Raw genomic sequence first — 19,938 nt, forward strand, 5'->3', positions numbered from 1 at the left:
CGCAACCACGCCCGCGAAATTTCACTCCGAACTAATGTTCGGATGATGCGCAGGTGAAAGACATGTCTTCGTGATGTCGAGGCAGTTGCACCGGGACGACTGCCAGAGCCGCCCTGCGCATCGCGGTTGCGCGAACGCCGTTGGCCGCCACGTCCGTCCGGAGCGAGGCGGCCGGAGTGCCGCCGCAACCGTGCGCCGCGCGCGCCGGCGCGTCGCCCGCCCGCATCGGCTAACCGATGGGGGCGGCGCTCACCACAGTTCGAACTCCCACGAGTTCGCATTGCCCGTCGCGGGCAGGGCCGTGGCGATGTTGGCCGCGGAACTGTTGAAGGAAGACGCACCGTCGAGCACGTACAACTCGGTCCGCCCCGACGCGCCGGTCCGGTAGATCGCGTACAGGTCGGCGACCCCGTCGAGGTTGTAGTCGCCCAGCTTGAAATCCCATTCGTTGCCGGTGCCGGTGGGCGGCAGGATCGTGCCGATCTGCAGCAGCGGTACCTGGAAATTGCGCGCGCCATCCAGCACGTGGACTTCGGTCCGCTCCAGGCCGGCGCGATTGATGCAGTACAGGTCCAGCACGCCGTCGCCGTTGCGGTCGGCCAGTTCGAACTGCCACGCGTTGGTGGTGCCGGTCTGGCCCAGCGCGGTGGCGATGTGCGCGAGGTAGGTCTGGAAGTTGCTCGCGCCATCCAGCACGTGCACCTCGGTCTTGCCCGACAGGCCGATGCGGTAGATCAGGTACAGGTCCGGGGTGCCATCGCGGTTGTAGTCACCCACCAGGAAGTCCCACTCCAGGCCGTTGCCGGTAGCCTGCAATGCGGTGGCGACCTGCATCAGCGACGCGCGGTAGTTCTGCGCACCGTCGAGCACGTAGAGTTCGGTGCGGCCGGATGCCCCCTGCCGGTAGATGCTGTACAGATCCGGCATGCCATCGCGGTTGAGATCGCCGAGGCTGAACTGCCATACGTTGCTGGTACCGGTCTGCCCCAGGCTCGTCGGCGTCTGCAACGAGAAGGACGAGTAGTTGCTCAAGCCGTTGAGCACATGCATTTCGGTGAAGCCCGATCCGCCCAGCTTTGACACCGAATACAGGCTCGGTGCCTGCCGGGTCGGTGGCGGTGGGACGACGGTTGCGCGGAACTGCGCGATCAGCGGGATCGTCTGCGCCATGCTGCGCGCGTTGTCGGATGTGTTGGCGACGCCGGTCGGCCGCCCGCTGAGCGCTTCGGCCACGTTCGGGTTGGCGAAGTAACGGACGGATCGCTGGCTGCTGTTGTCCAGGCGATAGGCCATCACGGTGTAGAAGCCCGTCGTGGCCGCTTCGCGGTACCCGTAGGAATAGGCGTGCGCCCCGGGATCGCCGCCACTGTCCTCGACGTTGTGCTGCTGGCCCATGTTGTGACCGAGTTCGTGGGCGAGGCTTTCCTTGCGGCAGGCGTAGCTCTTGCGATCGACTTCGTCGAAGTCGCCGCCACCGTCCACGTGGTCACCGACGACGGAATATCCCCAAGGGGCGTCGCTGCCGTCGATCCGCTGCAGGTTGCCGCCGATCAGCCAGGCCACGCCGCAGCCCTTGTTCTCGGGCGAGCGGAAGCGACGCACTACCGACACCAGGTCGGCGCCGTACTGCTCGCGCGCGGCGCGCAGCGCACTGAAGGCCGGATCCACCGGCACCGTCGAGGAGCCGTTGCGGCCGGACAGCTTGTACAGCACGTCGTTGTTGTCGGTGTTGTCCGGATAGTTGACCAGCATCGCCCGCACCAGGCGGACCTGCGCGTTGATCTGGCTATTGGCGTAGGCCTGGTTGTTGATGTCGACCAGATGCTGGACGCGGGTGACCGCCTGCGAGTCGCCGCCGAATTCTGCGGCGAGACCGGGCGTGTAACCGATCGCGACGTCGACGGTCGGCACGGCCGTCGCGCTGGCGGCAGCCGCGATGGCCGGCTCGGACGCCGGTTGCGCCTCGGCGCTCATCGCCGAGGCGAGCTTGGGCGGAACGATGAAGTCTGGCTCGCTGGTGTCGGGATGCAGTTGCCGCGACGGATCCGTCTTCACTATCCAGGTTCGACCGCCGATGGTGGTGAGCGCAAGCTCCTGGCCGTCTTCGTCGGGCAACGCACCGAACACGGCCTTTTCGCCGAAGGTCAACACTGCATCCTGGCCATTGGCGTCGCGACCGATCCAGGTCCAGTTGCCGTTGGGGTGTTCGATATGGCGCTGGTAGCGCAAGCGAACCGGCTGCCCATCGGGCGTGGTCAGGTTCATCTCGCCGGTGATGATGGCGCGCATCGCGTGCGCCTCGCTCACGTCGGCGCGGTACCAGGTCGATGCGGACTCCCTGCGCACCTCGGGCTGCGACGGATAGGCAACCAGATTGCCGCGGTCGGCGAGCGCGGCGATTCCACTGTGACGCGCGGCAGCCGCCAGCGTGGGCGGAGTCGCGGTCTGCGCGCCCCCGGCCATGACGCTCGCACCGGAAGCCGCTTGCGTTACCGATTTGGAACAGCCGCCGGACAAGCCGGCGGCCAGCAGGATCGGGGCGCTGAGGAGCAGGAGACGACGCATGGCAAGCCACCTGTGGGGGTTGCCGGCATCGTGCGGGGTCCCGGCACCGCGATCAATGGCGCCGCTTCGGGCTTTAGGGGTTCAGTCAGGACCGTGAAGCGGGACCCCGGTTTTCGCCCGCAATTCGTCCAGGGTGACGCCCGGAGCCAGTTCACGAACCTGAAGACCGGCCGCATCGACATCCATCACGGCCAGGTCCGTGATGATGCGGTTCACCACGCCCACGCCGGTCAGCGGCAGCGTGCACTCGGGCAGGATCTTGTGCTCGCCGTTCTTGGCCGTGTGCTCCATCAGCACCACCACGCGCTTGACCCCGGCGACGAGATCCATCGCCCCGCCCATGCCCTTGACCATCTTGCCGGGCACCATCCAGTTGGCGAGGTCGCCCTGGTCGGTCACCTGCATCGCGCCGAGGATCGCCAGGTCGATGTGGCCGCCGCGGATCATCGCGAACGAGTCGTGGCTGCCGAAATAGCTTGCGCCAGGTCTCGCGGTCACGGTCTGCTTGCCGGCATTGATCAGGTCGGCATCGACTTCGTCCTCGCTCGGGAACGGGCCGATGCCGAGCAGGCCGTTCTCGCTCTGCAGCCACACGTCCATCCCCTCGGGAATGAAGTTGGCCACGAGCGTCGGCAAGCCGATGCCGAGGTTGACGTAGGCGCCGTCGGTGAGTTCCTGCGCGGCGCGCTGCGCCATCTGGTCGCGGGTCCAGGCCATTTGGGTTTCCTTGTCTCTCGTCAGGCGGCGCGCACGGTGCGCTGTTCGATGCGCTTTTCCGGCGTCGGGTTGTGGACGATGCGGTCCACGTAGATGCCAGGCAGGTGCACGTGGTCGGGATCGATGGCGCCGACCTCGACGATCTCCTCGACCTCGGCGATGCACACCTTGCCCGCCATCGCGCAGGCCGGGTTGAAGTTGCGCGCGGTCTTGCGGAACACGAGGTTGCCGGCCTTGTCGGCCTTCCACGCCTTCACCAGGGACACGTCGGCGCGTAGCGCGGTTTCCATCACGTACCAGTGGCCGTCGTCGAACTGGCGTGTTTCCTTGCCCTCCGCGACGATCGTGCCGTAGCCGGTGCGCGTGTAGAACGCGGGAATGCCCGCGCCGCCCGCGCGCAGGCGCTCGGCGAGCGTGCCCTGCGGGTTGAACTCGAGCTCGAGCTCGCCGGACAGGAACTGGCGCTCGAATTCCTTGTTCTCGCCGACGTACGACGAAATCATCTTCTTGATCTGCCGCGTGGCCAGCAGCTGGCCGAGGCCGAAGCCGTCGACGCCGGCGTTGTTGGAAATCGCGGTCAGGTCCTTGGCCCCGGTGTCGCGCAGCGCGGCGATCAGCGCCTCGGGAATGCCGCACAGGCCGAAACCGCCCACGGCGAGCGTCTGCCCGTCCGCGATCAATCCCTGCAACGCCGCGGCGGCATTCGGGTAAACCTTGCTCCTGGCGGTGGCCTCGGCCATCGTGCGACTCCAAGTGGGGAGGCGCGAAGTTTAGCGCGGGCGCCGGCCGCGCCATACCGTACTTTCGGGCATGGCCCGCGTCGCGGACCGATCAGGAGCGCCCGTAGACGTCCTCGAGCCGGACGATGTCGTCCTCGCCGAGATAGGTACCCGACTGCACCTCGATCAGCTCGACCGGTTCGCTGCCGCGGTTGCGCAGGCGGTGCACGCTGCCGAGCGGGATGTAGGTGCTCTGGTTCTCGTGCAGGTCGAATACCCGGTCGTCGCAGGTGACCTCGGCCACGCCCGAGACCACGATCCAGTGCTCGGCGCGCTGCGCGTGCTTCTGCAGGCTCAGCGCCGCGCCCGGCTTGACCACGATGCGCTTGACCTGGAACCGCTCGCCCACGCCGATCGAGTCGTAACTGCCCCACGGCCGGTACACCTTGCGATGGAACAGATGCTCGGTCCGTCCGGCCGCCTTGAGCGCATCGACGATCGTCTTGACGTCCTGCACGCGGTCCTTGCGCGCCACCAGCGTCGCGTCGGCCGTGTCGATGACGACGAGATCCTCGACGCCCAGCGTTGCGATCATGCGCCGTTCCGAGGCACGGACCAGGCTGCCCTTGGTGTCCACCGAAATCACGTCGCCTTCGTGGCGGTTACCGTCCGCGTCGCGCTCGGCCACCGACCACAGCGACGACCACGAACCGATGTCGCTCCAGCCGCAACTCACCGGCACCACCGCCGCGCGATCGGTCTTCTCCATCACCGCATAGTCGATCGAATCGCTGGGACTGGCGGCGAAAGCGTCGCCATCCACGCGCATGAAATCGAGGTCCGAGCGCGCGCGTGCGTACGCCGCCCGCGCCGCAGCGGCAATGCCGGGCGCATGCCGTTCCAGCTCCTCCAGGTAGCGGCTGGCGCGGAACAGGAACATGCCGGAGTTCCACGCGTAGGTGCCTTCGGCGACGTAACGCTCGGCGGTCGCCAGGTCCGGCTTCTCGACGAAGCGTTCGACCTGGAAGCCGCCATCGCCGAGCTTTTCGCCGCGCAGGATGTAGCCGTAGCCGGTTTCGGCGTAGTCCGGACGGATGCCGAAGGTGACGAGCCAGCCCGCATCGGCGAGCTCGCGTGCGGTCGCAACCGCGTCGCGGAACGCCGCCTCGTTCTCGATCAGGTGGTCGGCCGGCATCACCAGCATCAGCGCGTCCGGATCCGCCGCAGCGACGTGCTGCGCCGCCAGCGCGATCGCCGGCGCGGTGTTGCGCGCCATCGGTTCGAGCAGGATGCCGCCGCTGGAGACGCCGATTTCCTGCAGCTGCTCGCCGACCATGAAGCGGTGATCGTCGCTGCATACGGTCACCGGCGCCTGTACGCCGGGCAGCCGGCTGGCGCGCAGCACGGTCTCCTGGAACAGCGAGTGGTCGCCCACCAGCGCCAGGAACTGCTTGGGCTGGTTCTGTCGCGAAAGCGGCCACAACCGCGTTCCGCTTCCGCCACTGAGGATTACGGGGCGAAGCATGCTGACTCCACTGGTGGGGCGCGCCGAAGGGTACAGGAATTATTCCCCCTCGCCCGCCGCGCTGCGAAGCCAGTTTCATCGTCCCGAAAAGAGGATGGGCGCGAGATCCGCGCCCATCCTGCCCTGCGATGCAGCCTGCCGGATCAGCGCCCGGGCACGCGACAGCAGGTGGCGTAGGCCGTGCCCGTACGCGCAACGCCACCGCTGTTGGCGGTGCGGCAGAAATAGCCGTTGTTGTACGGGAAGGCGTTGATCATGCCGTCGGCCGCGGTGAACCCGGCGCTGTTGCAGCCGCCTCCGGTGACCGTGAAGCCGGTCGGGCACGTGGCCGTGGCCGACCCCGTGGACCCCGCCGCCATGGCGATGTCGACCGTCACCGTCTGGCATTCGACCGGCGTTGCGTGCGGCGCGTCGTAGAAGCCGACGATGTCGACGACGTAGTGCGCGGTGCGCTCGCTGAAGATGCGGAAGTCGAGCAGGCCGGACGCACCGAGCTTCACCGTGACGGCGTTGCTGAGGACGTCGCCGGCGCCGTACACGAGGCTGGCCGCGAGCGGCTGGCTGAGGGCGCTGGCCGGGTACATCGTGGCGTAGCCCTGTTGCGGCGGGGCGACGGCGGTGAGGTTGACCACGATCACTTCCGGACTCTGTCCATTCAGTCCGCAATCGGTGGCCGAGCCGCCCTGGGCGGTGAAGTTGGCGAAGCCCCAGGCGTAGAAACCGCGGTTGGTTCCGGCCGGGATTGCGCCGGCGCCGGTCGTGCGCGTGTCCACGATGCGGCATGGCTCGACGGCGGTGTAGACCAGGTCCTGCGTGGTCTCGCCCAGCGCCGCCGGGGTGACGGTGCCGGTGCTGGACTGCGCCAAGGCGGTGATCACCTTGTCGTCGCTCAGCTTGTGGCCGCCGCCATCGAGCGTGGCCAGCGCACCTTCATAGGTGGAGCGCTTCATCGCGTTCTGGAAATTCACCGCATCGGCGTGCACGAACGTCGACACCATCCGCTGCGACCAGGCACGCACATCGACGCCGTAAACCTGGCTCACATAGTTGCCCCACTTGCGCACGAACTGCCCGGCCAGCTGTCCGCGCTCGCTGGGCGCGAGCGTCATCTTCTGCGACTTGGCAGCACGTACGGTATCCGCTTCCTGCGCATTGCTGGCGCCCGCGCACAGCAGCATTGCAGCCGCGATGGCGCAGCTCAGTTTCAAATTGGCTTTCATCCTTTTCCCCAGAAACTTATGGATTGGACGTGCCTGAGCACGTAGGCGGAATCTCGTTCCGCCCAAGTCAGTAACGCCGTTCCAGTTCGAATGAGGACAGCGTGAAGATTGCCGCCCACGCGGCCCCAAGCGAGCCCGCCCGGTTCGCCCTCGCCGCGCGGCCGCCCGCGCCGTGCCGAGGGCCGGGGCGTCGCGCACTGCGCGTGCCATCGATGCGCTCTCCCGCGGCACGGGAGGCGATGCAGGGCGGCGAGTGCCATGAGTGGCCGCCTGCCGTCGGCGCGGCCCTCGCCCTGCACCGGACAGCCCGCTCCGCTAGAATTGCAGCCCCTCGGCCGCAGCGCGGCCCAGCAATCTTTCACAGGACCCCCATCCGATGAAGATCCTCGTCGGCTACAAGCGCGTGGTGGACTACAACGTCCGCATCCAGGTCAAGCCGGACGGTTCCGGCGTGGTCACCGACGGCGTCAAGCTGTCGGCCAATCCGTTCGACGAAATCGCGCTCGAGGAAGCGCTGCGCCTGCGCGACAAGGGCATCGCCACCGAAGTCGTGGTCGCCACGATCGCCCCGGCGGACGCCCAGGCGCACCTGCGCAACGGCCTGGCGATGGGCGCCAATCGCGCGATCCACGTGGTCAGCGACCAGCCGATCCAGCCGCTCACCGCGGCGCGCACCCTGCTCAAGCTGATTGAGAAGGAGCAGCCGGACCTGGTCATCCTCGGCAAGCAGGCCATCGATGACGACGCCAACCAGACCGGCCAGATGCTGGCCACGCTGTGGGGCCGCCCGCAGGCCACATTCGCTTCGAAGCTGGACGTTGCCGGCGGCAAGGCCACGGTGACGCGCGAAGTCGACGCCGGGCTCGAAACCCTGGAAGTGGACCTGCCGGCGGTCATCACCACCGACCTGCGCCTCAACGAGCCGCGCTTCATCAAGCTGCCGGACATCATGAAGGCCAAGAGCAAGCCGCTGGAATCGATCGCCTTCGCCGACCTCGGCGTCGACACCGGCGACACGCTCAAGACCACGCATTACGCCGCGCCGAGCAAGCGCAGCAAGGGCGTGATGGTGAAGGACGCGGCCGAACTGGTCGCCGCACTCAAGGCCAAGGGGTTGCTGTAATGAGCAAGGTACTCATCGTCGCCGAACACCTGGACGGCAAGCTCAACGCCGCAACGGCCAAGTGCGTGTCCGCCGCGCAGGCGCTCAAGCCCGAGACCATCGACATCCTCGTGCTCGCCGCCGACCCCGCCGACATTGCCGCGGAAGCCGCGCAGATCGCCGGCGTGTCGAAGGTGCTGACCATCGCCAACGCGGCGAACGCAAACGCCATCGCGCAGGTGCTCGCGCCGCAGGTCGCCAAGGCCGCCGCTGGCTACTCGCACGTGTTCGGCCCGTCGACCACGTTCGGCAAGGACCTGATGCCGTGCGTTGCCGCGTTGCTGGGCGTCGCCCAGGTCTCCGACGTGATGGCGGTGGAAGGCAGCCACACGTTCAAGCGCCCGATCTACGCCGGCAACGCGATCGTCACGGTCGAGGCGCCGAAGGACCACGCCGTGGTCGCCACCGTGCGCACGGCGTCGTGGCCGGAAGCGGCGCGCGGCGGCTCCGCGGCGGTCGAATCGATCAGCGTCGATGCGGCGCTGCCGACGCATACGCGCTACGTCGGGCTTGCCGCCGGCAAGTCGGACCGTCCGGACCTGCAGAGCGCGCGGCGAGTGGTTTCGGGCGGACGCGGCGTCGGCTCGGCGGAGAACTTCAGGATCATCTACGAACTCGCCGACAAGCTCGGCGCCGCCGTGGGCGCCTCGCGCGCCGCGGTCGACGCGGGCTACGTGCCGAACGAACTGCAGGTCGGCCAGACCGGCAAGATCATCGCGCCGGAGCTCTACGTTGCGGTGGGCATTTCCGGCGCGATCCAGCACCTGACCGGCATCAAGGATGCGGGCACCATCGTTGCGATCAACAAGGACGGCGACGCGCCGATCTTCGAGATCGCGGACATCGGCCTGGTCGGCGATCTGTTCACGCTGCTGCCGGAACTGCAGAAGGCGCTGTAACCCCCGCCTCGCGCCAAAGAAAAAGCCGGCTTGCGCCGGCTTTTCTTTTGCTTCGCGATCCGCTCAGCGACCCGGGATGCGGCAGCACTGCGCCGTACCCTTGACCGTGATCTGCGAGGCCGTCAGGTTCGTGCCAGCGCAGCCCGCTTCGACCTGGCCGCCCGCGTTGGTGAAAAGGCCGTTGACCGCCCAGGACGCGTCGTTGAAACCAGTGGTGCTGCAGCCCGCGCCGGTCAGGGTGAAGCCTGCTTCGCATGCCAGGGTGTTGTTGAACGTGGCCGAGCCGTTGACCACCCACGAGGCGGCCTGGTTCGAGCAGTCCAGCTCCATCGCGTAGGGGAAGTCGTAGTAGCCGACGATGTCGACGACGTACTGCGCGTTCTTCTCGCTGAAGATGCGGAAGTCGTCGTTGTCGATGGTGCCGAGCGTGACCGTGGCGCTGTTGCTGATGATCGCGCCCGCGCTGGGGTAGATCAGCGTGGCCGCAGTCGGCACCTGCGCGGCGTTGGCCGGATACAACGTCGCGTAGCCCAGCGCCGCCGGGGACACCACGGTGACGTTCACGACGATGGCCTGCGGAGCCTGCTGGGAGAGACCGCCGCAATCGGTGGCGGATCCGCCCTGGAAGCTGAAGTCCGGGAAACCCCATGCGTAGAAGCCGCGGCTGGTGCCGCCGGCGATGGCGCCCGCGCCGGTATTGCGGGTGTCGACGATGCGGCACGGATCGACTGGGGTGAAGACGAGGTCTTCGACGCCGTCCAGCGCCGAAGCCGGGGTGATCTGCGCGTTGGCCGGCTGTGCGGCCAGGGTGTTGATGACCTGGGTGTCGCTCAGGTTCCTGCCATGGCCATCCAGTTCCGCCATGGCGCCTTCCAGCGTCGAACGCTTCAGCGCGCGCTTGAAGTTGGTCGGGTCGGCATGGACGAAGGTCGTGACCATGCGCTTGGACCAGGAATTGACGTCGAGGCCGTACGCGCGCTGCACGTAGGTGCCCCAGCGCATGACGAACGCATGCGCCATTTCACCGCGCTGCTTCGGCGACAGGGTCCCCGCCTGCGCGGGTCGCGTCGTGCGGGCGCCCTCTGCACTGGCGGTCCCGGAGGAAATTGCAACAGCGGCAGCGAGGGCTGCCCACAACACGGCACGTTTCATCATTGTTCCCCTTGGCGGTTCGTTCTGATCAAAGACAGCAAAGTAGTCCCGTACGGCCAGGCCGTTACTGGGCGATTTCAAGCACCATGCGCGTGCGGCAGATCGTCTGCCACCGGCCATTCGATTGCGAAACCAGTACATCGTAGGACCCGGCCGCAGGCAGGTTGGCTTCCCCCTCGAAACCCACCAGTTCCCGGCGTTCGTCGCCGTTGGCCAGTTCAGGACGCGGCATCCGGCCCATCGGCAGATACACGTCGCTGGCGCTGGTGCCTGCGGCGGAGCGCGGCCTCAACACTACGTGCACCAGTCGTGGCGCGGGCTCGTCCTGGTTGGCGACGCTGGCCCAGCCCACGAACACGCCCGCCTGGCCAGCCTTCAGCACCGGCCGCGAGCGGATGGCCTTGTGGTTCACCTTTTCGACGAAGCACATGGACCCCAGCGGCGATTCCACCGTGCCCTTCAGCTCCGCCGGCCTGGCGTCCGCAGGGACCGATCCCTGCCGCGATTCCCCATTGCAGGCGGCCACCAGCAGGCTGGCCACCACACACGACATCCAACGATTCACGAGATCCCCTGGCTCCGTAATCCACCGTCCATCGCGTGCCTGTTGGGCCCGCGGTGTCGGGATGGCGATGTTAGCCTGCCCGGCAGCGGAATGGTGCTACAGGCCCGGCCAAACGCCGCGGCAGGCCATGGGGAAATGGGGTCGCTCGCTATAATCGCCGGCCGGTTCGCTGGAACCGGCGCCCATCAGTGAGGAAGCATGGAACAACCAGCGAACCCGTTGCCGGGCCGCGAGATGCCGCTCTGCGTCGACCTCGACGGGACCCTGCTCAAGAGCGACCTCCTGCTGGAGTCGGTGCTGGTCCTGCTTTCGCACAACCCGCTGTACGTTTTCGCCCTGCCCTGGTGGCTGCTGCGTGGCAAGGCCGCCCTGAAGCGCGAGATCTCGGCGCGGGTGGAACTCGATCCCCGTCACTTGCCCTACGACGAACGCGTGGTCGCGCAGTTGCGCGAGGCCAGCGACCGCGTGCGCGTGCTGTGCACCGCCAGCGACATGCGCCTGGCGCAGGCGGTGTCCGACCACCTCGGCGTCTTCGACATGGTCCTGGCCAGCGATGGGCAGACCAATCTGTCCGGATCGCGCAAGGCCGATGCATTGGCCGGCCGTTTCGGCGAGCGTGGTTTCGATTACGCGGGCAACGGCCGGGTCGATCTTGCGGTATGGCGCCGCGCGCGCCGCGCCTGGGTCGTCAACGCCCCCAACCGGCTGGCCACCCTTGCCGCCGCGGAATGCGAAGTGGCCGGGCATCTGCCGCCGCAAGCCGGTTCCGCCCGCCGCTGGATCAAGGCCGTGCGCATCCACCAGTGGCTGAAGAACCTGCTGGTGTTCCTGCCGCTGCTCGCGTCGCACCGCTTGCTGGACATCCCGGCCGCGACCCACTCCGCGCTGGCGTTCCTCGCGTTCGGGCTGTGCGCATCCGGCGTGTACCTGCTCAACGACCTGCTCGACCTCGCCGCCGACCGGCAGCATCCGCGCAAGCGCCTGCGCCCGTTCGCCTCGGGCGCGCTGCCCCTGCTGCACGGCATGATCGCCGCGCCCCTGCTCACGCTCGCGGGCCTGGCGGTCGCCTATGCCGTGAACCCGATGTTCATGGTGCTGCTGCTGGGCTACTACTGCATGACGCTGGCGTATTCGCTGCGCCTGAAGCGCGTCGTGATGGTCGACGTGGTCCTGCTGGCAGCGCTGTACACCGTGCGCATCATCGGTGGCGCGGTGGCCCTGGGTTCGGTGCTCTCGTTCTGGATCCTGGCGTTCTCGATGTTCCTGTTCCTGAGCCTGGCGCTGCTCAAGCGCTACGCGGAACTGAGCGTGATGCTTGCCGATGGCCGGACCGTCGCCAGCGGCCGCGGCTACAGCGTCGAGGACCTGCCGCTGCTGCAATCGCTCGGCGGCTCCGCCGGCTACCTCGCCGTGCTGGTGCTCGCGCTGTACATCAACAGCCCGGAGAGCCTCGCGCTCTATCGTCATCCGCAGATCCTGTGGCTGCTGTGCCCGATCCTGCTGTACTGGGTGAGCCGCGTGTGGGTGATCGCCCATCGCGGCGGCATGGACGACGACCCGGTCGTCTTCGCGGTAACCGATCGCGCCAGCCAGGCGTTGCTGCTGGTGTCGGGCGTGGTCGTGGCCAGCGCGATCTGATGGCATCGCACTGATGGCAGCGATCGGCCAGTCCTGGGGGCGCTATCCGCGCGCCGACCACGTCGTCCACGCGATGACGGACCGGCATGCGTCGCTGCCCGCCTTCGACGGCACCGCCTTGCCGCACGGCAACGGCCGCAGCTACGGCGACAGCTGCCTCAACCCGAACGGCGCGCTGCTGCGGACCCGCGGGATGGATCGCTTCATCGCCTTCGATGCCGCGACCGGCGTGCTGCGCTGCGAGGCCGGCGTGCTGCTGGGGGAGATCCTCGACCAGGTCGTGCCGCAGGGCTGGTTCCTGCCGGTGTCGCCCGGCACGCGCCACGTCACCGTCGGCGGTGCGATCGCGAACGACGTGCACGGCAAGAACCACCACTCCGCCGGCACGTTCGGCCACCACGTCGAGCAGTTCGAACTCCTGCGCAGCGACGGCGCCCGCGTCCTGTGCATGCCGGGCGACGCGCATGGCCTGTTCGCAGCCACCGTCGGCGGCCTCGGCCTGACCGGCGTGATCACCTGGGCACAGCTCCGGCTCAGGCGCATCCACGGGCCGTGGATGGAAACCGAAACGCTGCGCTTCGGCTCGCTCGACGAGTTCTTCGCGCTGTCGCGCGCGTCCGCGGCCGACCACGAGTACACGGTCGCGTGGATCGACTGCCTGGCGCGCGGCGCTTCGCTGGGGCGCGGTCTGTTCATGCGCGCCAACCACGCGCCGGCCCGCCCCGAACGCCGGCCCGAGGCGCCGCGCGAGCGCTGGGCCATGCCATTCACGCCGCCGTTCTCGCTGGTGAACCGGCTCACCCTGCGCCCGTTCAACGCGCTCTACTACCGGCGCCAGCGCGCGGCGGCGCGGCGAGACACCGTGCACTACGCACCTTATTTCTATCCGCTCGACGGCATCCGCAACTGGAACCGCATGTACGGCCCGCGCGGCTTCCTGCAGTACCAGTGCGTGCTGCCGCCGGCAGCGGCGCGCGACGGCATCGCGGCGCTCATGCGCGAGATCGCGGCCAGTGGCAGCGGCTCGTTCCTGGCGGTGCTGAAGGAATTCGGCACGCGCGAATCGCTCGGGATGCTGTCGTTCCCGCGCCCCGGCACCACGCTGGCGCTGGACTTTCCCAATGACGGCGCAGCCGTGTTCGCGCTGCTCGACCGGCTCGACCGGATCGTCGATGCCGCCGACGGCGCGGTCTATCCGGCCAAGGATGCGCGCCTTGGCGGCGCGAGTTTCCGCCGCGCATTCCCGAACTGGGAACGTTTCGCCGACTTCGTCGATCCCCGCTTTTCTTCCGGCTTCTGGCGCCGGGTGATGGAGAACCCATGCAACGAATCCTGATCGTCGGCGCGACCTCGGCAATTGCCGAAGCGACCGCGCGCCTGTACGCCGCGCGTGGCGCCGCCTTGTTCCTCGCCGCGCGCGACGCCGTGCGGCTGGAGTCCATCGCGGCCGACCTCGGCGTCCGCGGCGCGACGTCGACCGGCACGTTCGCGCTCGACGTCAACGACCTCGCCCGGCACGAAGCGCTGCTGGACGCCGCCGTGCACGCGATGGGCGGCGTCGATGTCGCCCTGCTCGCCCACGGCACCCTGCCCAACCAGGCCGAGTGCGAGGCCTCCGATGCGCTGGCGATGCGCGAGTTCGCCACCAATGGCACGGCCACCATCGCGCTGTGCGGGGCGATCGCGCGGCGCCTGCGCGCGCAGGGCGCCGGCACGCTGGCGGTGATTTCCTCGGTGGCGGGCGATCGCGGCCGCGCCAGCAACTACCTGTACGGCAGCGCCAAGGCCGCGGTGAGCGCGTATCTCAGCGGCCTGCGCCAGCGCCTCAACGCCAGCGGCGTGAACGTGCTGACGATCAAGCCGGGCTTCGTCGACACCCCGATGACGAAGGCATTCAAGAAGGGCGCGCTGTGGGCCACGCCGGCGCAGATCGCGCGCGGCATCGTGCGCGCGGTCGATCGCCGCCGCTCGGTCGCCTACCTGCCCTGGTTCTGGTCGCCGATCATGCTAGTCATCCGCTCGATTCCCGAATTCGTATTCCGCCGCATCTCGCTGTGACCATGCCCGACAAGAACCGCAAGATCGTCCTCACCGGCGCCGCCGGGCTGGTGGGCCAGAACCTGATCGTCGAGCTCAAGGCCCAGGGCTACACCCGTCTCGTCGCGATCGACAAGCACGCCCACAACCTGGCCATCCTCGGGCGCCTGCATCCCGACGTCGAGCGCATCGAAGCCGACCTCGCCGAACCCGGCGACTGGGAACAGGCCTTCGCCGGCGCGTCCTGCGTGGTGCAGCTGCACGCGCAGATCACCGGCAAGTACACCGAGCTGTTCACCCGCAACAACATCGACGCCTCGCGCCGGGTACTCGATGCCTGCCGCCGCCACGGCGTCCCCTACCTGGTGCACATCAGCTCGTCGGTGGTGAATTCGGTCGCCAGCGACGACTACACCAACACCAAGAAGGCGCAGGAGGCCCTGGTCGTGGAGAGCGGCCTGCGCCATTGCGTGCTGCGCCCGACGCTGATGTTCGGCTGGTTCGACCCCAAGCACCTGGGCTGGCTGTCGCGCTTCATGGCCCGCACGCCGGTGTTTCCCATTCCCGGCGACGGCCGGTTCATGCGCCAGCCGCTGTACGAGCGCGACTTCTGCCGCTGCATCGTGCGCTGCATCGAGCGCGAGCCCGACGGCGTGGTCTACGACGTGGTCGGCGACACGCGCATCGACTACGTCGACATCATCCGCACGATCAAGCGGGTCAAGGGACTGCGCACGTGGATCGTGCACATCCCGATCGGTTTCTTCGCGTTCCTGCTGCGGACCTACGCCTTGTTCAGCGCGAAGCCGCCGTTCACCGCCGACCAGCTCAAGGCGCTATCGGCGGGCGACGACTTCAAGGGCGTGGACACCTGGGAAGTCTTCGGCGTCCGCCAGACGCCGTTCGAGCAGGCCGTGCGGGAAAGCTACACTGACGCCAGATATTCCAACGTAGTGCTCAAGCGCTGAGGCGCCCGGACTTGTCCGGACAGGAACGAACATGCAGACCAATGAATCGACCCTTCTGAAGAATTTGTACGAATCGCGCTTCGATGCCAGCGCGCAGGCCGAAAAGGATCGGATCTGGCAGGTCCTGTGCCGCGATTTCTTCTCGCGCTACGTGAAGGCCACCGATACCGTGGTCGACATCGGCGCCGGCTACTGCGAATTCATCAACCACATCGACTGCGCCGAAAAGATCGCCGTCGACCTCAACCCGGATGTCGCCAAGCGCGCGGCGCCCGGCGTGCGGGTGATCAACGAATCGTGCACGCAGATCGCGTCGCTGCCGGACGCCAGCACCGACTGCGTGTTCATGAGCAATTTCCTCGAACACCTGCCGAGCAAGGACCTGGTCCTGAGCACGCTGCAGGAATGCCACCGCATCCTGCGCAGCGGCGGCCGGGTCATCGTGCTGCAGCCGAACATCCGCTTCCTCCCGGGCGAGTACTGGGACTTCTTCGACCACCACACGCCGCTCACCGACCGCAGCCTCGCCGAGGCCGTCAACCTGGCCGGCTTCGCGGTGACCACCTGCATTCCGCGCTTCCTTCCCTACACCACCAAGAGCCGCCTGCCGAAGTCGCCGGCGCTGGTGTCGCTGTACCTCAAGGTTCCGTTCGCGTGGAATTTCCTCGGCAAGCAGGCGCTGGTCGTGGGTACGAAGGCATGAAGTACGTCGTTCTCGGCGCCGGCCCGATGGGGCTGATGTCCGCGATGGAACTGCTGCGCAACGGACACAGCGTCGACATCTACGAACGCGACGACCGCATCGGCGGCATGTCGGCCAGCTTCGACTTCGACGGCCTGGCGATCGAGCGCTATTACCATTTCATCTGCAAGACCGACTACCCGCTGTTCGAACTGCTCGAACAGCTCGGCCTGACGGACAAGCTGAAGTGGACCGCCACCAAGATGGGCTACTACTACGACGGCCGGCTCTACAAGTGGGGCACGCCGCTGGCGCTGCTCAGCTTTCCCAAGCTCGGCATCGTCAGCAAGATCCGTTACGCCCTGCACGTGCTCGCGACCAAGCGCGTCAGCGACTGGAGCCGCCTCGACCGCGTCAATGCGACGGCCTGGCTGCGTCGCTGGCTGGGCGAACGCTGCTACGACGTGCTCTGGCGCCGCGCGTTCGCGCTCAAGTTCTTCGAATACACCGACAACCTGTCGGCGGCGTGGATCGGCACCCGGATCAAGCGCATCGCGCTGTCGCGCAAGAGCCTGATGGAAGAGGCGCTCGGCTACCTGCAGGGCGGCTCGGAAACCCTGCTGGCCGAAATGGAGAAGTTCATCCTGCAGCACGGCGGCCGCATCCACCTGCGCAAGGGCATCGACGAGGTGCTTTCCGAGAACGGCAAGGTCACCGGCGTGATCGCCGGCGGCGAACGGTTCGACGCCGACGCGGTGCTGTCTACGGCGCCGATCCAGTACGTGCCGCGGTTCGCGCCGCAGCTGCCTGCCGACTTCCGCGCCAGGATCGATGCGATCAAGAACATTCCGGTCGCCTGCGTGATCCTCAAGCTCGACCGGCAGCTCACGGAGAACTTCTGGCTCAACATCAGCGACGACGGCATCGCGATCCCGGGCCTCATCGAGTATTCCAACCTCAACCCGGAATCGCGCGAAACCATCGTGTATGCGCCGTTCTACATGCCCAAGACGCATCCGAAGTGGGCGCAGTCCAACGAGGAGCTGATCGCGGAAGTGATCGGCTACCTGCCGCGCATCAACCCGGCGTTCAAGCCGGAGTGGGTGCTGGCGCAGCATTGCCACCGCTACGATTTCGCCCAGACCATCTGCCCGCCCGGCTTCTACGACTTGCTGCCGCCCATGCGCACGCCGCTGCACGGGTTGTACATGGCCGACACGTCGTACTACTACCCCGAAGACCGGTCGATCTCCGAAAGCCTGGCCGTTGGCCGCACCCTCGCCAGGACGGCGATGCAGCCGGCCGCATGAGCAGGCGATTCCTGCTGTTCCTGCTGGTGAGCGGCTTCGCGGCCGCCGCCAACGTCGGCGCGCGCATCCTGTTCGGGCAGTGGATGCCCTATCTGCCATCGATCGTGCTGGCGTTCTTCGTCGGCCTGGGCACCGCGTTCACGCTCAACCGCCTGGTCGTCTTCCGCGACCGTCGCGGACAGGTGCATGCGCAGGCGGCGTGGTTCGTGCTGGTGAACCTGTTCGCGTTGCTGCAGACGGCGGCGATCAGCCTGGTGCTGGCGCGCTGGGTGCTGCCGCCGCTGGGCGTCCCTGCCGCCGAGACGTGGGCGCACGTGGTGGGCGTGGCCGCCCCGGCCCTGACCAGCTACATCGCGCACAACCGCCTCACCTTCCGCCGCAGCAGCGAATCGCGCTGATCCCGCGCGCCTGCGGGCCGGTGGCCTTATCCCTGCGGCTTGGGGGTGACGGCCGGGTCCCGCCACAGCGTCCAGACGCCCGGCTGCTGCGCGATCGGCTCCATCTGGATATCGACGGCACGTCCGGAGAATGGTGACAGCGGGACCTCGATCCGCTGCCACTCGCCTGCCTGTTCGCGAGCCCCGTCGACCTTCACTTCGGCGACGCGCTGCTCGCCGTTGGCCACGACCGACACGCGAAACACGATCGGCGGCAGCGGCGCCCCGGCGTTCCAGGCCGGGTGCACGCGCGCGAGCACGCTGAAGTTCGCGACATCGCTCGTCGGCACGTTGCGGAACGTCAGCCCCTGGCCGGAGTTGATCCAGGTCTCCGCATGTTCGACGCCATTTTCGTTGACGCGCATGTTGGTATGCAGCAGCGCCTGGCCATCGCGTCGCGCCTGCAGGTCTGGCCAGCGCGAGAGGTCGATGTTCCAGCCATGGCGTGCGAAGCCGCCATCGCCGATGGCGCTACGCACCAGCAACGGACTGCACAGCCCCCCCAGCACCACGACCGCGAGCGCTGCGCCGGCCACACGGGCCGGGGTCATGCGGACCCCGCGGATGCCGGCCGCGGCGAAGGGCCGCGCGGGGGCGGCCGGCGCGGCCTGAGGCTGTCGCGCCAGTAGCCGGACCACGACCACGAACGCGCACGCGAGCAGCGCCACGCACAGCCACAGGTAGTACTCGTAGAAGTCCGACTGGTAGCGCACTTCCGGATACCGCGACCAGTAGAGGAGCAGGTACTCGGCCATCATCAGCGTGGCCACGATCGTCAGCGTCCGCCTCGACAGTTCCGCCAATCCATTGAAGAAGGCAAGCAGCAGCGGGATGACTGCGAACAGCATGGTCGGGGTAATGAAGTGGTCGTCCCGCCGATACAGCCCCAAGCCCGGCAACAGCGGCAGCAGGAAGAACGCGGCGACGGCCAGGGCCAGCTTCCAGTCGCGCGTCAGCCCCCTGCGCAGGCCGAGCATCGCGACCACGCCTGCCGTCAGGCACAACGCGAACAGCGGCCGGTTGAACTGGGTGTAGAACAGCGCGCTCGCCAACCTGCGCAGGTCCGTGCCGGGTCCGGCCATGGAGAACGCCAGCAACCAGTTCAGCATCTCCGCGGGGACCAGCGCCTTCAACAGGTTCATGAAGGGCAGCAGCGCCAGGTTGCCGGGACTCGTCGACGCGTAGAACTGGCGCGCGATCTCGGCGGCGTCGTGCGTCAAGCCATAGTTGACCGGTACCGCGTAGAGGTAATAGGTGCGCAGCGGGGTCGCGCTGCCGTAATGGTGCTCGGCGAGGAACCACAGCGCGGGGAATGCGAACGCGATCGCCGCAAGCAATCCGCCCTCCAGCCAGCGCGCGCGCCGCTGCGTGAACAACGCGACGTAGATGACCAGCAGGCCCGCCAGCGACAGGTGCGACCACAGGAACGAACCGTGCGTCAGGAACGCCACGCCGCTGGCGACGACCGCCCAGCGCCAGCGCCCGCCGAGCGCGAGCAGGGCCGCTATCGAGGTGAAGTAGGCGGCCAGCAGCTTGGGCCACGCGCCGATTGCGTTGAACACCAGGAACGGCGCGCACAGCACCAGGAGCAGTGCCGGAAGACGCAGGTTGGGCGGAAGGACGCGGCGCGCGATCGCGGCGACCGCGAGCGCGAAGGTCGCGTTCAACCAGGTCCACAGTGCGATGTAGAGGTAGGCCTGGTGCGGCGGGAAGTCGTTGAAGGCCTTGCCCGGCAACTCCCCCACCGACCCCAGCGCCGCCAGCGAAACCAGTCCGCCGAGGAATGGGCGGTCGAACAGCGAGAAGTCGCGCAGCCCGGCCAGGGACTGGCCGTGCAGCAGGTATTGGGCCTGCAGCAAGCCCTGCGGCGAATCGCCCGGGGTGACGGCGGTCAGGTTGTAGATCGACCAGAACAGGTTGTCGCCGCGACCGGCACCGACGTGATAGCTGACCAGCACCGCATAGCAGATGGCGCCGTAACCGAGCGCCAGCCCAAGGGCCTTCCAGTTGTCGGCGAGATAGCGGCGCGTGCCGCGCAGGTCGATGCAGACGACGGCGAGCATCAGCCATAGCAGCCACGGCAGGGCCGCGGGGGCCAGTGCCAACGCAACCGCTGCCAGTAGCGCATGCGCCACGATGCCGAACATCGGCGCCGCCACGCCACGCAGCTCCCGGAGCTCTTCGTCCGGGTGACGCCAGGCGAGCCGGGCCAGCTTGTCGCCGAACGCCGCCGCGACTAGCAGGTAGCCACCGCCGAACAGGCTGGAAACCACCGTCATCGAGATCGCATTCATCTGCATGCCGTGCCTGGTAATGGGTTGGGTAATCAGGTTGACGGGCCG

17 protein-coding genes are annotated in these 19,938 nt (G+C 67.8%); 9 read left to right on the top strand and 8 right to left on the bottom strand.

Annotation, left to right across the window (positions count from 1 at the left end):
* Positions 1 to 249 precede the first annotated feature (249 nt).
* The 5 genes from BP05_RS07680 to BP05_RS07700 all read right to left on the bottom strand — a co-directional run bounded on the left by BP05_RS07680 (position 250) and on the right by BP05_RS07700 (position 6,746).
* Positions 250 to 2,565 (bottom strand): reprolysin-like metallopeptidase, encoded by a 2,316-nt coding sequence (locus BP05_RS07680; protein WP_496362095.1) that lies wholly within the window; start codon positions 2,563 to 2,565, stop codon positions 250 to 252.
* Between the two features lie 81 nt (positions 2,566 to 2,646).
* Positions 2,647 to 3,282 carry a CoA transferase subunit B gene (locus tag BP05_RS07685; protein ID WP_496362097.1) on the bottom strand — a complete coding sequence of 212 codons (636 nt, stop codon included), beginning with the start codon at positions 3,280 to 3,282 and terminating at the stop codon, positions 2,647 to 2,649.
* A 20-nt stretch (positions 3,283 to 3,302) separates the two neighbouring features.
* Positions 3,303 to 4,022, bottom strand: a complete 720-nt coding sequence (locus tag BP05_RS07690) for a CoA transferase subunit A (protein WP_496362099.1) — start codon at positions 4,020 to 4,022, stop codon at positions 3,303 to 3,305.
* 91 nt (positions 4,023 to 4,113) lie between these two features.
* Positions 4,114 to 5,526 carry a mannose-1-phosphate guanylyltransferase/mannose-6-phosphate isomerase gene (locus BP05_RS07695; RefSeq protein ID WP_496362101.1) on the bottom strand — a complete coding sequence of 471 codons (1,413 nt, stop codon included), beginning with the start codon at positions 5,524 to 5,526 and terminating at the stop codon, positions 4,114 to 4,116.
* Positions 5,527 to 5,669: 143 nt separating this feature from the next.
* Complete coding sequence (locus BP05_RS07700) at positions 5,670 to 6,746, bottom strand: hypothetical protein (protein WP_496362103.1); 1,077 nt, start codon at positions 6,744 to 6,746, stop codon at positions 5,670 to 5,672.
* Between the two features lie 376 nt (positions 6,747 to 7,122).
* Here BP05_RS07700 and BP05_RS07705 point away from each other — a divergent pair, with 376 nt between their 5' ends.
* Both BP05_RS07705 and BP05_RS07710 read left to right on the top strand, forming a co-directional pair.
* Positions 7,123 to 7,869 (top strand): electron transfer flavoprotein subunit beta/FixA family protein, encoded by a 747-nt coding sequence (locus tag BP05_RS07705; RefSeq protein ID WP_496362105.1) that lies wholly within the window; start codon positions 7,123 to 7,125, stop codon positions 7,867 to 7,869.
* Entirely contained in the window at positions 7,869 to 8,807 is a 939-nt protein-coding gene (locus BP05_RS07710; RefSeq protein WP_496362107.1) for an electron transfer flavoprotein subunit alpha/FixB family protein, read from the top strand. Before BP05_RS07705 ends, BP05_RS07710 begins: the two co-directional genes overlap by 1 nt.
* A gap of 63 nt (positions 8,808 to 8,870) precedes the next feature.
* Here BP05_RS07710 and BP05_RS07715 read toward each other — a convergent pair whose 3' ends face one another.
* Entirely contained in the window at positions 8,871 to 9,827 is a 957-nt protein-coding gene (locus BP05_RS07715) for a hypothetical protein (protein WP_496362109.1), read from the bottom strand.
* Between the two features lie 196 nt (positions 9,828 to 10,023).
* Positions 10,024 to 10,500, bottom strand: coding sequence for a hypothetical protein (locus tag BP05_RS07720; protein WP_496362111.1), 477 nt, complete (start codon positions 10,498 to 10,500; stop codon positions 10,024 to 10,026).
* Positions 10,501 to 10,722: 222 nt separating this feature from the next.
* Here BP05_RS07720 and BP05_RS07725 point away from each other — a divergent pair, with 222 nt between their 5' ends.
* From BP05_RS07725 to BP05_RS07755, 7 genes are read left to right on the top strand one after another with little or no spacing between them, the layout of a single operon-like run.
* Positions 10,723 to 12,162, top strand: coding sequence for a UbiA family prenyltransferase (locus BP05_RS07725; RefSeq protein ID WP_496362113.1), 1,440 nt, complete (start codon positions 10,723 to 10,725; stop codon positions 12,160 to 12,162).
* A 13-nt stretch (positions 12,163 to 12,175) separates the two neighbouring features.
* A complete protein-coding gene (locus tag BP05_RS07730; RefSeq protein ID WP_496362115.1) occupies positions 12,176 to 13,498 on the top strand; it encodes an FAD-binding oxidoreductase in 1,323 nt (440 codons plus the stop codon).
* Entirely contained in the window at positions 13,483 to 14,220 is a 738-nt protein-coding gene (locus BP05_RS07735; RefSeq protein WP_496362117.1) for an SDR family oxidoreductase, read from the top strand. The genes BP05_RS07730 and BP05_RS07735 overlap by 16 nt, the downstream gene beginning before the upstream one ends.
* A 2-nt stretch (positions 14,221 to 14,222) precedes the next feature.
* Complete coding sequence (locus tag BP05_RS07740; protein WP_496362119.1) at positions 14,223 to 15,167, top strand: NAD-dependent epimerase/dehydratase family protein; 945 nt, start codon at positions 14,223 to 14,225, stop codon at positions 15,165 to 15,167.
* 31 nt (positions 15,168 to 15,198) lie between these two features.
* Entirely contained in the window at positions 15,199 to 15,870 is a 672-nt protein-coding gene (locus BP05_RS07745) for a class I SAM-dependent methyltransferase (RefSeq protein WP_496362121.1), read from the top strand.
* A complete protein-coding gene (locus tag BP05_RS07750) occupies positions 15,867 to 17,159 on the top strand; it encodes an NAD(P)/FAD-dependent oxidoreductase (RefSeq protein ID WP_496362123.1) in 1,293 nt (430 codons plus the stop codon). Before BP05_RS07745 ends, BP05_RS07750 begins: the two co-directional genes overlap by 4 nt.
* On the top strand, positions 17,156 to 17,557 hold the full coding sequence (locus BP05_RS07755) for a GtrA family protein (protein WP_496362125.1): 402 nt from the start codon (positions 17,156 to 17,158) through the stop codon (positions 17,555 to 17,557). The genes BP05_RS07750 and BP05_RS07755 overlap by 4 nt, the downstream gene beginning before the upstream one ends.
* A 26-nt stretch (positions 17,558 to 17,583) precedes the next feature.
* Here the strand turns inward: BP05_RS07755 and BP05_RS07760 are convergent, their stop codons facing one another.
* Positions 17,584 to 19,890: a hypothetical protein gene (locus tag BP05_RS07760; protein WP_496362127.1), complete on the bottom strand. Its 2,307-nt coding sequence runs from the start codon at positions 19,888 to 19,890 to the stop codon at positions 17,584 to 17,586.
* Between the last annotated feature and the right edge of the window lie 48 nt (positions 19,891 to 19,938).

The sequence above is a fragment of the Lysobacter oryzae DSM 21044 genome, from assembly GCF_059568595.1.

Excerpts from the sequence above, each read along its gene's own strand:
- BP05_RS07745 (WP_496362121.1), top strand. The coding sequence starts at position 15,199 with ATGCAGACCAATGAATCGACCCTTCTGAAGAATTTGTACGAATCGCGC.
- BP05_RS07680 (WP_496362095.1), bottom strand. The coding sequence starts at position 2,565 with ATGCGTCGTCTCCTGCTCCTCAGCGCCCCGATCCTGCTGGCCGCCGGC.
- BP05_RS07735 (WP_496362117.1), top strand. The coding sequence starts at position 13,483 with ATGCAACGAATCCTGATCGTCGGCGCGACCTCGGCAATTGCCGAAGCG.
- BP05_RS07740 (WP_496362119.1), top strand. The coding sequence starts at position 14,223 with ATGCCCGACAAGAACCGCAAGATCGTCCTCACCGGCGCCGCCGGGCTG.
- BP05_RS07730 (WP_496362115.1), top strand. The coding sequence starts at position 12,176 with ATGGCAGCGATCGGCCAGTCCTGGGGGCGCTATCCGCGCGCCGACCAC.
- BP05_RS07700 (WP_496362103.1), bottom strand. The coding sequence starts at position 6,746 with ATGAAAGCCAATTTGAAACTGAGCTGCGCCATCGCGGCTGCAATGCTG.
- BP05_RS07695 (WP_496362101.1), bottom strand. The coding sequence starts at position 5,526 with ATGCTTCGCCCCGTAATCCTCAGTGGCGGAAGCGGAACGCGGTTGTGG.
- BP05_RS07755 (WP_496362125.1), top strand. The coding sequence starts at position 17,156 with ATGAGCAGGCGATTCCTGCTGTTCCTGCTGGTGAGCGGCTTCGCGGCC.
- BP05_RS07710 (WP_496362107.1), top strand. The coding sequence starts at position 7,869 with ATGAGCAAGGTACTCATCGTCGCCGAACACCTGGACGGCAAGCTCAAC.
- BP05_RS07760 (WP_496362127.1), bottom strand. The coding sequence starts at position 19,890 with ATGAATGCGATCTCGATGACGGTGGTTTCCAGCCTGTTCGGCGGTGGC.
- BP05_RS07725 (WP_496362113.1), top strand. The coding sequence starts at position 10,723 with ATGGAACAACCAGCGAACCCGTTGCCGGGCCGCGAGATGCCGCTCTGC.
- BP05_RS07715 (WP_496362109.1), bottom strand. The coding sequence starts at position 9,827 with ATGGCGCATGCGTTCGTCATGCGCTGGGGCACCTACGTGCAGCGCGCG.
- BP05_RS07690 (WP_496362099.1), bottom strand. The coding sequence starts at position 4,022 with ATGGCCGAGGCCACCGCCAGGAGCAAGGTTTACCCGAATGCCGCCGCG.
- BP05_RS07705 (WP_496362105.1), top strand. The coding sequence starts at position 7,123 with ATGAAGATCCTCGTCGGCTACAAGCGCGTGGTGGACTACAACGTCCGC.
- BP05_RS07685 (WP_496362097.1), bottom strand. The coding sequence starts at position 3,282 with ATGGCCTGGACCCGCGACCAGATGGCGCAGCGCGCCGCGCAGGAACTC.
- BP05_RS07750 (WP_496362123.1), top strand. The coding sequence starts at position 15,867 with ATGAAGTACGTCGTTCTCGGCGCCGGCCCGATGGGGCTGATGTCCGCG.